At 44.4% G+C, this 14,952-nt stretch carries 10 protein-coding genes; 6 read left to right on the top strand and 4 right to left on the bottom strand.

Features of this window, described 5'->3' with window-relative positions; genetic code table 11:
- Positions 1 to 44 precede the first annotated feature (44 nt).
- The 4 genes from mrcB to pepB form a co-directional block, all read right to left on the bottom strand.
- The gene (gene mrcB, locus K8B83_RS05975; RefSeq protein WP_188737855.1) at positions 45 to 2,339 is read right to left on the bottom strand and encodes a penicillin-binding protein 1B; all 2,295 of its coding nucleotides are present in this window, start codon (positions 2,337 to 2,339) and stop codon (positions 45 to 47) included.
- Positions 2,340 to 2,400: 61 nt separating this feature from the next.
- Complete coding sequence (gene hrpB, locus K8B83_RS05970; protein ID WP_188737886.1) at positions 2,401 to 4,944, bottom strand: ATP-dependent helicase HrpB; 2,544 nt, start codon at positions 4,942 to 4,944, stop codon at positions 2,401 to 2,403.
- 125 nt (positions 4,945 to 5,069) lie between these two features.
- Positions 5,070 to 7,385: a putative bifunctional diguanylate cyclase/phosphodiesterase gene (locus K8B83_RS05965; RefSeq protein WP_188737857.1), complete on the bottom strand. Its 2,316-nt coding sequence runs from the start codon at positions 7,383 to 7,385 to the stop codon at positions 5,070 to 5,072.
- 949 nt (positions 7,386 to 8,334) lie between these two features.
- Positions 8,335 to 9,609, bottom strand: a complete 1,275-nt coding sequence (pepB, locus tag K8B83_RS05960; protein ID WP_188737859.1) for an aminopeptidase PepB — start codon at positions 9,607 to 9,609, stop codon at positions 8,335 to 8,337.
- A gap of 145 nt (positions 9,610 to 9,754) precedes the next feature.
- Between pepB and sfsA the strand changes: the two genes are divergently transcribed.
- From sfsA to panB, 6 genes are all read left to right on the top strand, one after another.
- Positions 9,755 to 10,459, top strand: coding sequence for a DNA/RNA nuclease SfsA (sfsA, locus tag K8B83_RS05955; protein WP_188737861.1), 705 nt, complete (start codon positions 9,755 to 9,757; stop codon positions 10,457 to 10,459).
- Between the two features lie 136 nt (positions 10,460 to 10,595).
- Positions 10,596 to 11,039 carry an RNA polymerase-binding protein DksA gene (gene dksA, locus K8B83_RS05950; protein ID WP_188737863.1) on the top strand — a complete coding sequence of 148 codons (444 nt, stop codon included), beginning with the start codon at positions 10,596 to 10,598 and terminating at the stop codon, positions 11,037 to 11,039.
- A gap of 127 nt (positions 11,040 to 11,166) precedes the next feature.
- Positions 11,167 to 12,054, top strand: coding sequence for a tRNA glutamyl-Q(34) synthetase GluQRS (gluQRS, locus tag K8B83_RS05945; protein WP_188737864.1), 888 nt, complete (start codon positions 11,167 to 11,169; stop codon positions 12,052 to 12,054).
- Between the two features lie 235 nt (positions 12,055 to 12,289).
- Positions 12,290 to 13,600 carry a polynucleotide adenylyltransferase PcnB gene (locus tag K8B83_RS05940; protein WP_223420008.1) on the top strand — a complete coding sequence of 437 codons (1,311 nt, stop codon included), beginning with the start codon at positions 12,290 to 12,292 and terminating at the stop codon, positions 13,598 to 13,600.
- 2 nt (positions 13,601 to 13,602) lie between these two features.
- Positions 13,603 to 14,091: a 2-amino-4-hydroxy-6-hydroxymethyldihydropteridine diphosphokinase gene (gene folK / locus K8B83_RS05935; protein ID WP_188737866.1), complete on the top strand. Its 489-nt coding sequence runs from the start codon at positions 13,603 to 13,605 to the stop codon at positions 14,089 to 14,091.
- Between the two features lie 66 nt (positions 14,092 to 14,157).
- The gene (gene panB / locus K8B83_RS05930; RefSeq protein WP_188737869.1) at positions 14,158 to 14,952 is read left to right on the top strand and encodes a 3-methyl-2-oxobutanoate hydroxymethyltransferase; all 795 of its coding nucleotides are present in this window, start codon (positions 14,158 to 14,160) and stop codon (positions 14,950 to 14,952) included.

The following is a 14,952-nucleotide window of genomic DNA, read 5'->3' as shown; positions in this document are numbered from 1 at the left end:
CGTCGACAAGACCTTGGGCTTTTAATTAATGGCAGAGTAACTTGCTAACCACCCACCAGCTTTTGCCACCAAGATAAGGGCTCACCACAATTAGCTGCGGGCCGATAACTGGTTTCTAATGCCGGTAAACCAATAATATTGTCGCAGTTGCCTTGTTTAGCCATACCTGTGGTTCGGTCAAAGTAGCCATTAATCACCCCATTAACAGGCACCATGCGTAAACTTAATGGTGGACGTTGCTGTAAAAACGCCTGATACACAGCCATTGCACCGCTACTGCCATATAAGCCCGTTTTACTGTTGTCATCTTGCCCAACCCAAATCGCTGCTACATTTCGCTCATCAAAACCAGCAAACCAGGAGTCACGACTATCGTTACTCGTGCCCGTTTTACCTGCTAATCGCACCCCAGGGAAGGCTGCGCCTAATCGTTTAGCGGTTCCTGAGCGCACCACATGATTCATTGCATATTGCACTAAATAGTCGGTGGCTGGCGCAATGGCTTGCGAGCTCGGCGCACGGCTAACATCTAACGCCTGATTCTGGCTGTCTAGCACAGCGGTAATCGAAGTTAACTTACGGTAACGCCCCTCATCAGCCAAGGTTTGATAAACCTGAGCAACCATTAATGGCGAGCCATTTACCGCACCTAAAAGCATTGATGGATAGGGCGATACAGGCTCTTCCCAACCCGATTTTTGCAAGGTAGACACAACATTATCAACACCAACAGCTAAGCCAACATTAACTGTAGGTACGTTCATTGAATCTTTAATCGCTGTCAATAAAGGGACTTGGCCACTAAATTTTTTATCAAAATTGTTAGGCGACCAGGTTTTTCCTTGCTCGTTTTTCAAGGTTATCGGTTTATCGTCAATGGGGGTCGCGAGCGTAAACTTATCGCTTTGATTTAATGCACTTGCATAAACAAAAGGCTTAATGAGCGAACCAATTGGACGACGAATTTCAACCGCGCGGTTAAAACCTTCGTAACCAGGCACCTTATCACCCACCATTGCCGCAATACCGCCGGTATACTTGTCGGTAACCACCATGCCAACTTGAATATTTTTAGCGCGTTTATTCAATGACGCCATGGTAGATGACACTGCTTTCTCTGCTGCATCTTGCGCCATTGGATCGAGTGTGGTGTAAACTTTTACCCCAGATTGTTGCAGTAAAGAGTCTCCATAGCGGTCACGTAACTCTTGTTTTACCACAGCAAAAAATGCCGGTAGCTTTTGATGCACAGACTTTTGTGCACTGCGTAATCCCAGCGGCGACTCAGCTGCAGCTTTGTATTGGGCAACGGTGAGCTTATCGTTTTCCATTAATAAGCGCAGCACTAAGTCACGACGCTCTTGAGCACGTTCAGGGTATCGCCAAGGGTTGTAATAAGACGGCCCTTTAATGACTGCCACTAAAAACGCTTGTTGTGACAAGGTTAACTCGCCCACCGGCCGGCCAAAATAAAATTGTGAGGCTAAGCCCATACCATGAACGCCACGAGCTTTGTCTTGGCCCATGTATACTTCGTTTAGGTAGGCTTCTAAGATCTCATCTTTGCTGTATCTAAAATCAATAATCAACGCCATTAGGGCTTCACGTACTTTACGCACAATTGAGCGTTCACTGCTTAAAAAGAAGTTCTTGGCTAACTGTTGGGTTAACGTTGACCCTCCTTGCACTGTGCGCCCAGCACTAATGTTAACCATTGCGGCTCGGGCAATCGCCAATGGATTAACCCCGTGATGATCATAAAAACTGCGATCTTCAACCAAAATAAGCGCATCAACAATACTCGAAGGCATTTCGGGAGTTGGCACAAATAATCTGTCTTCGCCATCCCCAGCAATAATCCGGTCAAGCAATACTGGTTCTAAATGAAATACAGCTAACTCGCGCATATCAGACATGCGCTTAACAGAGCTGACACCGTCTGCATCAAAGCTTATCATCACTCGTTGCTCGACTTGATTACCCTCAGGGTGTAAAAAAGGACGACGCCATAATTCAATACGAGTACTCGATGCAGAAAACTCCCCCACTTGGCGAGGGTTAGCCACTTTGCGATAACCGAGTAATTTAAGCTCGGCCATCAGTTGCGGATGGTTTACCGCAGCGCCAGGGTACAACGCCATTGAACGACTGAACATTTGCGCTGGCAAATGCCACTTTTGACCCTCAAACTTTTTCGCAATAATTTGATCTAAATAGATCGCATAAAATGTCACAACAGCAAGCCCGACTAAGGCAAGTTTCCAGGTTAATGACCATAACGATCTCCACCATGATGTTGTTTTTTTAGCACGAGGTTTCTTGGTTGTTTTTTTTGTCATAAATCTTCATTCGTTTAATGTTGCACAGTAATCGATTCGCCTTAACTCAGATTCGGCTTGTTTATAAACCGGGCGTTTTCTTTTTAGTAAATTTGGTCGCTACGGTGTTTACTGGGTCGTCGGGCCATAAATGCCGAGGATAACGACCACGCATTTCTTTTTTCACTTCGACATACGGCCCCTGCCAAAAACTGGCCAGATCTGCTGTAACAGCCAACGGCCTGTGCGCTGGTGACAATAACTCCATCGTTACCGTCATTTTCCCCTGCAATATACTTGGGCTTTGCGCTAAACCTAATGCTTCTTGTAAACGCACACTTAATAAAGCTCGACCTGGTTCAGCAACGCTATGGTAAAAATCACCATTGGTGTCGAGCGGCATTTGGTATTTTATTGGTGCTTTGGTACCGGTTGCCATAGGCCAATGTGTTGGCACTAATTGATCAAGTAAGCTTTGTTGTTGCCAACTTAAACGGTTTTTCACTAACCCATAAGCATCAACTTTAGCTAAAGCGGCTAGCGAGTTAATTTGCTCAATATATGGTGCCAACCAATCAGCTAAGGTGGCCATTAAATGGGTATCAGTCAAACAGGGCCAATCATGTTCTGGCGCATAAAAACGCGCTAATTCGACGCGGTATTGTAACTGGATTAAAGCATCATCACGATTAAGGATTGTTAACCCTTTTGCACGAACCTGCTCGAGTAATGCAGCCGTAATGTCAGCACGTTGCGGCGCAATGCCCGTATCAACTTTAATAATAATCTGGCCAATTTTAGTGTGTTTTTCGGCAAAAAATCGCCCTTTGGCGTCATCCCAACCACCTTGCACCTTGTGGGTGACAAGATCACTTAACTCATCATCAAATAACCGCTCATCTAACCGAGCGGCTAAATACACTTGTCCGGCATTACGGCCTTGAGTTTCTTGAAAGTCAGCAACCACTAACCAAGGCTCGTGGGCAAGGCTGTCATCTGCGGCAATCACCACACCTGTACCGTTACTGAGTAAAAAGCCATCTTGCCCACGTGCTTTGGCAATACGATCGGGGTAAGCGAGTGCTAACAAATAACTGATATCACGGGTGGAAGCCTGGCGTATCGCATCTTGTAATTGCCCTGAAATCCCTAACGCTTGTTGCCATTGACCCACTTGCTGCTTAATCTGCCCATGCAAAGCTTCGGTTAAGTAATGATGGATGTCGGCGCCTTTTTTAGGCAATGATCGCGCTTCAATAATCCCAGCCAATATACAGGCTAATACGCACAGTTGCGGCTGAGATTGCTCATTGGCGAGCTGTTTAGCCTTAAGCAACATATGAGCCAAACGAGGGTGACAACCAAGCGCATACGCATCATGCCCGAGCGAAGTTAACTTTCGCTGACTGTCAACCAATGCAAGTTGCTCAAGTAACTGCCAAGCAACTTGTTCATGAATGGCTGGCGGGGCTGTAAGTAACGATAATTCATTAAGTGATTTTACGCCCCAACTGGCGCAATCCAGTGCCATAGCGGTGAGCTCACTGAGGCTAATTTCTGGCTCGTCAATCTTACGCAAACGCCCATGCTCTTCTTGGCTCCATAAGCGCACGCAATAACCCGGCGCTAACCGCCCTGCACGGCCACTTCGCTGCACGGCAGATGCCTGACTAATGCGTTTAAGCCCTAAACGCGTCACACCGGTTTTAGGGTTAAAACTGGCTTCACGGCGATAACCACTGTCGATAACAATCGTTATCCCTTCAATGGTTAAACTGGACTCAGCCACGTTGGTCGCCAGTACAATTTTACGCTTACCGGGTTCGGTTAACCCAATGGCCCTATCTTGCTCTGCTGGACTTAAATCGCCATATAAAGGGCAAATAAGCCATGTTGGATCTAAGCGCTCAGTGAGCATGCGAGCAAGCTTATTGATTTCACCTTTACCGGGTAAAAATGCTAAAACACTGCCGAGTTGGTATTCCGTTAAGCTGGTGTCATTAACCGTGTCATTTATCACTTTTGCCATGTGAACCAACCAAGGTTGCTGCGTCGGGCAAGGTTGGTATTGATGTTGAACCTCAAAACTACGACCTTGACTACTAACATGCTTTGCACTTGGCATTAAGTTGCTCAGTGGCAAGCCAGACAAGGTTGCAGACATGGCAACAATGGTTAAGTCATCTCGTAATGATTGTTGCACCTCAAGCGCGAGAGCAAGGCCAAGATCGGTAGGTAAATGACGTTCATGGATCTCGTCAAAAATGATCACATCAACCCCAGTCAGCTCAGGATCGTGCTGGATCATCCGAGTTAAAATGCCTTCGGTAACAATTTCAAGTCGAGTATGTTTACTCACTTTTGTGTCGCCACGAACTCGATAACCCACATTTTGACCAACCGCTTGGCCTAACTGCTTAGCAATAAATTGCGCCACATTACGCGCTGCAACTCGTCTTGGCTCCAGCATGATGATTTTGCCGTTAATTTCAGGCCAGGCTAACATGGCTAAGGGCAACGCAGTGGATTTACCTGCGCCCGTTGGCGCTTCAAGAATGATTTGCGAATGCGCATTGAAAGCGCTGCGGATGTCACCTAACACCTCATCAATGGGCAATGCGGTCAAACCAAGCGAATGCAATGGGATTGAGGTGTTAGATTTAGCTGTGTCAGATATGGTCAACGGCTTTTACTGTGGCTGATATTTTATGGCATATTTTATACTAATAACGCTTACATAGGTATCAGCACCTAGCGGTGTGTCATGCCAAGTGCTTTTCTCTCTTCTGCACTAACAACGCTAACAGCATCAGTTAACCAGGGCTGACGGAGTCCGTTGTCAAGTTCAGTGAGTCGAGTGGGTTTATTAATGGCGTAGCCTTGAGCGTAATCTACACCTATGTTTCTCAAATATTCGCCAATGTCTGTATTTTCAACAAATTCAGCTATCACCTCAAAATGCATGTCTTTGCCTAGCTGGCAAATAGCCGAAACAATCGCTTTGTCATTTCGATTACTGCAAAGATTGACCACAAACTGACCATCAATTTTAACATAGTCGACATCAAGACATTTGAGATATGCAAAACTTGAAAAGCCTGAGCCGAAGTCATCTAGAGCCAATTTACAACCAAAAGGTTTAAGTAAATCTATCAGTCCTGTGGCTTGTTCTAGCTGACTAACTGCAGCGGTTTCTGTGATTTCAAAACATAACTTATCTACCAGTTCTGGCTCAACCATCAGGCGCATCTCAAGCCAACTCATAAACTTTTGATCAGCGAGCGACATTGCTGATAAGTTTACAGACACCATAGACAATTGCTGCCAAATCGCTAGGTTTTCTCCGCCCCATTTTAGCAAGTTATCTATCACCCAACTGTCCACTCGCGGAGCTAAATTGTATCGTTCTGCTGCAGGCAAAAACACGCCAGGAGAGACATAAGTGCCATCGCTTTGCACCATGCGCAGTAAAATCTCCATATGAATACCACTTTCTTGTTTATTAAGTGGTTCAATCAATTGGTAAAATAACTCAAACTGATTTAGGGCTAATGCGCCTGCAATGTCGACAGAGGCTAACATCTGGTTATACATAATGTGCATTTGCGGGTCGTCAGGATTATAAAAATGCCAGCGATTGCGACCATCTTCTTTTGCTAACTGACAAGCGGCATCGGCTTTACTCATTACGCCATAAATATCACCATCGGCATAATCAACTTGAGCAATACCAATACTGGCACTGACATTATGTTTAATGCCTTTCCACACAAACTCATGACCAAACAATTGTTGGCAAATTCGTTTAGCCACTTGCTGCGCGGAAGACTTGTCAGAGTAATGCATTAACAATCCAAATTCATCACCACCAAGCCGAGCCACAATATCGCCTTTACGCAGTAACTGTTTTAAACGTACAGCGACTTGTTGCAATAATTGATCGCCAGCTTGATGACCGCTAAGATCGTTAACAACTTGAAATTGATCGAGATCGAGAAAGGCAATACAGGCAGGAATATGATCTTCATCGTTTAACAGGTTGTCGAGCATGTTCTCAAATTGCACTCGATTAGGTAGACCTGTTAACACGTCAAAATGAGAATGAAATGAAAGCTCATCCGCTAAACGGTAACGCTCGGTGACATCTTCAATCATGAGCAATAATTGTTGCTGGCGGTTCAACGCGTGACAAAAACTAAACTTATACCAATGATTTTTAGCACCATTGCGCAAAGGAACTTCACACCAGGCTTGACGCAAAATACCTTCGCGAACGATATGCAAGGTATCATTGAGCAAAGGGTGGTCTTCCTCACGCAATACATCAAATAAATTATCGCCCGGTTTTATGGGTAAAATACTTTGCCAAATGTCATTTTGCAGCACAACCACATTGTGTAAGTCAATTAACGCACACGCCAGTGGCAACAACTGAAACAGCTCTTGGTATTGCTTGTCTTTATTATCAAGCACAACAGCTAATCGCCTTAGCTCCAACGCTGACGCTAATTCATAAGCTGTGTCATCAAGCAATGTATGGACGGCGTCACATGGGGGGCGTTGGTCTGTAGTGTTTTGCTGATCGTTAATACACAAGGCACCTAATATCACTTTGACATTACCCACTTGTAACACAGGGCTAAGTGCAAGATGTTGACAGTCGATGTCTAATGATAAAAATGTTTGTAATAAAGGTACTAATAACGGCGCCGACTCGAATAGAGCTTGATTATCATCTTCTGCGCAATAACCAATAGCCTGAGTGTTTTCCAGCAAAGATTTACAGAGCTTTTGATGACGGCTGACAGCTTGATTAAATCGCTCGCCAACATCAGATGATGCAGCAAAATGACAAGCACATTGCTGTTCAGTGGTGTCGATGATGTCACTGTCTGGAGCAAACAAATTGTCAAACTGACTCGTCAAAATAAATGCACCACTGCATTCGAGTCGATTACAGACAATTTCAAGAGCCCGATTGAGCAGCGCTAATACCGAAGTATTATTCCCTTCAATAGGTCCATTTGTAAAAACACTTTTCAGTAGTTGTTGTGTGCTATCTGCCATTCATCAACTCAATAAAGGATTGCAATTCAATTTGCATAGGGATAAAACATCATGACGTTTTCGCTATATTCACTCACCACATTTTAGGTGTGGTGGGCATTGGTAACTCAAAATTCATTATGGCAAAAACAGCTCATAAATTAAGTGTAGTTTGACAACAAATAATAAACGACATTTATTTATATCATGCTGTATTAATAATCTATTCAGGTTAGGGTTTCAACCCGCCACTAATTAAGTTATAGCTAATGTACATTTACTCTCATCGAAATGTATTTGCTCTTTGTGAGTAATAAACCCACTCATCAGCATAAACATATGCGGTATTATATGGGGTTGACGCACTGTTAACACCCGAGAGCAACCTCAGAAAAAAGCTCAAATTACACATTAACCCTAATTTTTAACTTCAGTAGATCGGACCAGTTGATAAAGTCTTAGCGAACTCAAAATCACAATTTATCAGTTTGTCAGCAAGTCAATCACGGTAATTCAAGCATAATAGAACCAGTGTAGCCCAATAACCTTAAATCTGGTTAAGAGATGCATTGATAACTTACAAATCAATACGTTAACCACGACCTACTTTCAACCTTGTCATTTGTTTTCTAACAAGGCAAATTCACAGGCTCTAGTCTTCTTATCGTAAACGAGTGTCGCAGTTAGACAGACAAAAGACTGTTTAAAAAGGCGTTTTTTCCAGCGTTTAAATTAACATAACCAATTTGTTCATATTGCGACGTAGGCCAACAAATAGTATTTAGCACCAAAAACCTTGTTAGTCAGTCAATACTGGCAGTACTCTTTATTAAATACTCAGCAGTATGGGTTGTTAGAGTAACAATTCCATTCGATCGCCCCTAAAATTTGATTGCATAAGCCTGATAAAAAAGCCGCTAACAATGAAGACTCATTATTAGCGGCTACATTTAAGCCGATACATTATCGACTAGTCTTTTAATAACTCAGCAATAGTAAGCACACCGTGAGTGGTAGCCCCTGCTGCCCAAAGCGCCGACGCAGATGACTCAAACGCAGCGGCTAAATCAACATGCAACCAATTAGCTTGAGGTGACACAAAGCGCCATAAAAAGCCCGCAGCATTTGATGCACCACCCGCGCCACCACCTTTAACAGGACGGCTATTTGCTGTGTCTGCATAAGCCGACGGACACATGTCTTTGTGCCAAGGGTCTAACGGTAAAGGCCATACATTTTCAGATACTGCAGCGGCGCATTTTTGAGCCAGTTGCAAAGTGGCCGTTTGTGGCGAAAAAATCGCATTGTAATTTGAACCTACCGCCATTACCGCTGCGCCAGTAAGAGTTGCAGCATCAATAATTAATGGCGCCCCTGTGTCAGATGCAGCTTGCAGCCCATCAGCTAACACTAAACGGCCTTCTGCGTCGGTATTGACGATTTCTACCGTAGTGCCATTTTTGTAAGATAAAATATCACCTAGCTTAAACGCTCTGCCACTGACTAGGTTTTCAGCACAGCATAAAAACAGTTTTACTCGCTTATTTAAGCCCGCTTTCATCGCTAAACCTAATGCTGCAGTCACCGTTGCTGCGCCGCCCATATCGCACTTCATGGTGAGCATACCTTCAGATGACTTTAAGCTATAGCCACCAGAGTCAAAGGTAATCCCTTTACCAACTAAGGCAACAGAAACAGGCGCGTCAGCCGCAAGTGGATTAAAATCTAGTTCAAGCAATGCAGGTGGACGCTCACTACCGCGACCTACGGCATGAATACCAACCCATTTTTTTTCTAATAATTCTTGGCCTTCAACAATGGTAAAACTCACCTTGTCGCCACCAATGTTTTTCAACCAGTCAGCAGCTTGTGTAGCTAACCCAACTGGTGACAGATCTTCAGGGGTATCGTTAATGAGCTTACGAGCAAATTGGGCCGCTTCAGCACGTTGAGTTAAGGTTGCTTGATCAGCATCACTGCCACACCAGCGGACTTCATATCCCGCTTTTGCAGTTGCAAAACCTTGGGCAAATGCCCACTGAGAATGAACGCTCCATAAATCACCGGCTAACTGCACAGCATTGACACCTTGATTGCGGATTTTTCTTGCCGCCATTTGGATCTGGCGCAACTCGTCTGTACCAGATAAGTGAATCAAAGTTTGAGCACCTTGATACGTCACATCAGCCTTGCCCCAATGGGCTGCAGGAGCTTCAGTGGTGAGCGTTACCGTCATAATATCCATAATGATTCCTTGTTGTACGCCAAATGGCGAAAATACCCTAGCCTTCATACAAGCTAATGGCAGTAGTGTAGACAAAACATAATCGATAAACCAAGCTAAAATTTGTTAGCATTGTTGTAAATAAACCCATGACAGATTGATACACATGCAATTTGATCCCAAACTTGAAACCGGTGTTCTGTTAAAACGTTATAAACGCTTTTTAGCCGATGTGGCACTGCCTGATGGACAGGTAATAACGATTCATTGCCCCAACACTGGCTCGATGAAAAACTGCCTATTTCCTGGGCAGCAGGTCTGGTTTTCAACCTCAGATAATCCCAAACGAAAGTACCCACACACATGGGAATTAATGCAAACCGATCAACAACATTTGATTGGTATCAATACTGGACGCGCTAACGCGCTAGCTGAAGAGGCCATCAATCAGCATATTATTACTGAACTGCAAGGATATGACACTCTCAAGCGTGAAGTAAAATATGGCGATGAAAATAGTAGAATCGATATCTTGCTCACGAGTCAAGAGCGTCCACAGTGCTATATTGAAGTGAAAAGTTGTACCTTATTAGAAAACCAAGTGGGTTATTTTCCAGATGCCGTCACAACGCGGGGACAAAAGCATCTACGAGAACTAATCCACATGGTCACACAGGGTCACCGAGCCGTATTATTGTTTGTGGTACAGCACAGTGGCATAACGTCAGTAAAACCCGCGCGACATATCGATCCACACTACGCAGACTTACTTGAACAAGCCGTTATGAGGGGAGTTGAAGTGTTAGCTTATAAAACAGCACTTTCACCACAGGGAGCTCATATAATAGAGCCCTGTAAAGTGATGTTATAAATAAAAACACTTAAATACTCAGTAAATAATTTGCCTAGCTATAGAGTTTCTGGTATAGATAGCGGCCGTAAAAATAAGACATAGCGGCCGTGAATTAAGACGCCCTTAAAACGCAAAAGATGACAGGAGATGCGTTATGCCTGAAGGCACTAAAAAACTTGGCGTACTCGCTATTGCTGGTGTAGATCCTTACCAGGAGTCAGCTGGTGAAGAGTACATGAATAGCAAGCAAAGAGGTCACTTCAAACGGATCCTCGAAGCATGGCGTAACCAATTGCGTGAAGAAGTCGACCGTACGTTAACTCACATGCAAGACGAAGCTGCAAACTTTCCTGATCCTGTAGACCGTGCAGCACAAGAAGAAGAATTCAGCTTAGAATTACGTGCTCGTGATAGAGAACGTAAACTGATCAAGAAGATTGAAAAGACATTACAGAAAATTGAAGAAGACGATTTCGGCTTCTGTGATTCTTGCGGTGTTGAAATCGGCATCCGTCGTCTTGAAGCTCGCCCTACAGCCGATCAATGTATCGATTGTAAGACTCTTGCTGAAATCAAAGAAAAACAGATGGCGGGTTAACCCGTTATCCGATTGGGCGAGATGTTCTCGCCCTTATGTTTTCTTGCATGTAAAAACCACAACATAGTAGCGTGTTATTCATCTGGATAGCGTCTGTGCTAATTTAGCGACTAAAAAATTCACCGCTATGAGCAATTCTCAATACATTGGCCGTTTTGCGCCATCACCGTCAGGGCCGTTACACTTTGGTTCTCTAATCGCTGCGTTAGGCAGTTACCTTCGAGCGCACAGTCAACAGGGTCAATGGTTAGTTCGTATTGAAGATATTGATCCACCTCGCGAAGTAACAGGTGCAAGCGATAACATACTGCGCACACTTGACGCTTATGGTTTGCACTGGCATGGCACAGTTTTATATCAACACCAGCGTTATGATGCCTATCAAGAGCAAATCGAGCAGTTAATCCACCATGACCAAGCCTACTTTTGCCAATGCACCCGCAAAATTATTCAAGCTATGGGTGGCGTCTACGACGGCCGTTGCGGCCAATGCTACCCTCGGCTAACCCAAGGAGCTATCCGTATTCGTAACCAGGCAAAAGTCGAAAGCTTCACCGACTTACTGCAAGGCAACGTGACTGTAGATAGCCATTTTGCAACCGAAGATTTTATCATTAAACGCAGCGATAATTTATACGCTTATCAACTGGCGGTAGTACTAGATGATGCTTTTCAAGGCATTACAGAGGTGGTTAGAGGGTGTGACTTATTAGAAGCAAGCTGCCGTCAAATCAGTTTATTCAAACAGTTAGGGTTTAATACACCAGCCTGGTTACATTTACCCTTAGCCTGTGCAGAAATAGGCTTTAAATTATCAAAACAAAATCATGCACCCGCTATTGATACAAAGCAGCCACAAACGAGCATAAACGCCGCGCTCTCATTTTTAGGCCAACCCACGGTTGACCTCGACTCAGTAGACATTATGCTGCAACAAGCGGTGGCACAATTTAGCTTGCCAGGGATCCCTAAACAAAAAGAAATCGTACTAAAAAGGTCAAACGTGGCAACTTAACAAATAAATGCAATTAAACGGGGGCATTAAGGGCTTTTAGCCACTTTGCAGATATACTCATTGCCTCACATTTAATGTATTATACCCGCCAGATTTTTAATCAATTTATTCTAGTATCACGAGGTGTATTATTTTTCGCCGTATCAGCCAATTCTGTAAACAGCTATTTGAAGACAACAAAGTAGCTCCAGCCCTTGAAGCGCCCCTTCAAGAAGATGGCTTACGCCTGGATATCATCTCCAGAGATGGTCACTCTATCTCACGTCGCCAAATAAGTGAAAATGCGCTAAAGGTGCTTTATCGTCTTAACAAATCAGGTTACAAAGCCTATTTGGTTGGCGGCGGTGTGCGTGACATTTTACTGGGTTTACAGCCCAAAGATTTTGACGTCGTAACCAATGCCACCCCTGAAGATATCAAAAAGCTTTTTCGTAATTGCCGGTTAGTTGGCCGTCGCTTCAGGCTTGCCCACATAGTGTTTGGTCGCGATGTTATCGAAGTCGCCACCTTTCGCGGCCACCATGGTGAAACTGACGATAAAATATCAAAGTCGAATGCCGAAGGCCGTTTATTACGTGACAACGTCTATGGCGAAATAGACGAAGACGCCGAACGCCGCGATTTCACCATCAATGCATTATATTACGACATTAGCGACTACTCTATCCGCAGTTATGGCGGAGGTATTAACGATCTTAATGCGCGCACGATCAAACTGATTGGCGATCCTGAAACACGTTACCGCGAAGACCCAGTGCGCATGCTTCGGGCGGTTCGATTTGCAACCAAACTCGACATGCAAATCGATGAAATCACAGCTAAGCCAATAAAAGAGTTAGCACCACTACTTAGTGATATTCCTGCCGCGCGCATGTATGAAGAAGTCTTAAAACTCTTTTTTGCAGGCAAAGCTGAAGCCAACTATCACATGATGCAACAATTTGGTTTGTTTGAGCCGCTTTTCCCACAAGTGAGTGCATTAATAAACGAATCACCTAAAGGTCATGCGGCCAAAATGCTGCAAGCCGTAATGAGCAGCACCGACTCACGTGTTAATCAAGACAAACCCGTCACACCGGCATTTTTCTACGCAGCCATTTTGTGGTACCCACTAAAGCAACGCGCTGATGATATCGCTATAGAAAGCGGTTTAAGTCATTACGATGCTCATGTTGCTGCCATGGGTGATGTCATGGAACAACAATGTCGCACCATTAGTATTCCACGTCGATTTAGTACACCAGCTAAAGACATTTGGCAGTTACAACTTCGTTTAGAACGCAGCCAAGGAACTCGCGCCTTTAAAATGCTCGAGCATGCTAAATTCAGAGCCGCTTACGATTTATTATTACTTCGTGGCGAAGTTGAAACGGGCAATATTGCAAAAATTGCTGATTGGTGGAAAAGCTTTGTAGAAGCCGATGAAACAGAGCGCGGTAATATTGCTAAAAGTGGCAGTAAAACGGGTAACAGCCGAAACCGAAATGCACCACAACGTAAGCGTCGCCGTAAACCGGCTGCAAAAACGAAACCCGCTGCTGAGTAGCCATGGCAACAATCCAAGTCTATGTCGCTTTAGGGGCAAATTTAGCTAATCCGACACAGCAACTCGACGCTGCGGTTGCTGCACTTTGCGCGATCGCAGTTGACGATTCATTGCAAGTGTCGAGCTATTACCACTCAAAACCTATGGGTGACGTGGTACAGCCTGACTACGTCAATGCTGTAGCTGGCTTTAAAACCACATTGCAGCCAATTGACTTACTCGACGCATTACAAGCTATCGAGCAACAGCAAGGCCGAGTGAGGTTGCAACATTGGGGACCACGTACACTGGATTTAGATTTACTGCTTTATGGCCAACAAAATATCAGTGTCCCTCGACTCACTGTGCCGCATTACGGCATGAAACAACGCAGTTTTGTACTCATACCGCTAGCAGAGATTACACCTACACTCACACTACCTTGTGGTACCAGCCTTGAAAGCCTGATTAGTGTGACAATGCGCGATGAATTGCAAAAACTTATCGAGTAAAGTTGATCTTAACTCGCAGCACATTAAGCTCAATTTTTAGTATTTCAATTTTTTTAAGAGTCTACTATGTCAAAAGTCACCAGCTCAACCTTAATCAAGTTCAAAAAAGAAGGCAAAAAGTTCACCGCACTAACCGCCTATGATGCTAGCTTTGCCGGTGCATTTGATAATGAAGGCGTAGACGTACTGCTAGTGGGTGACTCTCTTGGCATGGTTTTGCAAGGCCATGATGACACTCTGCCCGTAACGGTTGCCGATATTGCTTATCACACTGCATGTGTTAAGCGCGGTATTTCACGCGCGTTATTAATCGCTGACATGCCATTTATGAGCTATAGCACGCCAGAACAAACAATGACCAACGCAGCAATGCTAATGCAGGCAGGTGCCAATATGGTTAAAGTCGAAGGTGGGCATTGGTTACTTGAAAGCGTAAAAATGCTGACTGAGCGCGGTATCCCGGTATGTGCGCACTTAGGGTTAACACCTCAATCTGTGCATGTGTTTGGTGGTTTTAAAGTACAAGGACGCGATGCAGAAAATGCGCAGCGCATTCTTGATGAGGCTAAAGCCCTGCAAGCCGCTGGCGCACAATTATTAGTGGTTGAATGCATACCACCACAATTGGCTAAAGCCATCACCGAAGCTCTGACCATTCCTGTCATAGGCATAGGCGCAGGCGCTGACACAGACGGTCAAATTTTGGTAATGCATGATGTGTTAGGTATTTCAAGCGGCTACATTCCTCGCTTTTCTAAAAACTACCTTAAGCAAACAGGTGAAATCCGCTCAGCAATTAGAGCCTATATTGATGAAGTGGCTAATGGCACCTTCCCTGCAGAAGAACACACATTTAACTAA

The organism is Shewanella inventionis, assembly GCF_019931735.1.
Taxonomy (GTDB): domain Bacteria; phylum Pseudomonadota; class Gammaproteobacteria; order Enterobacterales; family Shewanellaceae; genus Shewanella; species Shewanella inventionis.
The sequence above is the reverse complement of the archived record's forward strand: the minus strand, read 5'-3'. Positions and strand labels throughout refer to the sequence as shown.

Excerpts from the sequence above, each read along its gene's own strand:
- pepB (WP_188737859.1), bottom strand. The coding sequence starts at position 9,609 with ATGGATATTATGACGGTAACGCTCACCACTGAAGCTCCTGCAGCCCAT.
- folK (WP_188737866.1), top strand. The coding sequence starts at position 13,603 with ATGGCAACAATCCAAGTCTATGTCGCTTTAGGGGCAAATTTAGCTAAT.
- dksA (WP_188737863.1), top strand. The coding sequence starts at position 10,596 with ATGCCTGAAGGCACTAAAAAACTTGGCGTACTCGCTATTGCTGGTGTA.
- mrcB (WP_188737855.1), bottom strand. The coding sequence starts at position 2,339 with ATGACAAAAAAAACAACCAAGAAACCTCGTGCTAAAAAAACAACATCA.
- sfsA (WP_188737861.1), top strand. The coding sequence starts at position 9,755 with ATGCAATTTGATCCCAAACTTGAAACCGGTGTTCTGTTAAAACGTTAT.
- panB (WP_188737869.1), top strand. The coding sequence starts at position 14,158 with ATGTCAAAAGTCACCAGCTCAACCTTAATCAAGTTCAAAAAAGAAGGC.
- gluQRS (WP_188737864.1), top strand. The coding sequence starts at position 11,167 with ATGAGCAATTCTCAATACATTGGCCGTTTTGCGCCATCACCGTCAGGG.
- K8B83_RS05965 (WP_188737857.1), bottom strand. The coding sequence starts at position 7,385 with ATGGCAGATAGCACACAACAACTACTGAAAAGTGTTTTTACAAATGGA.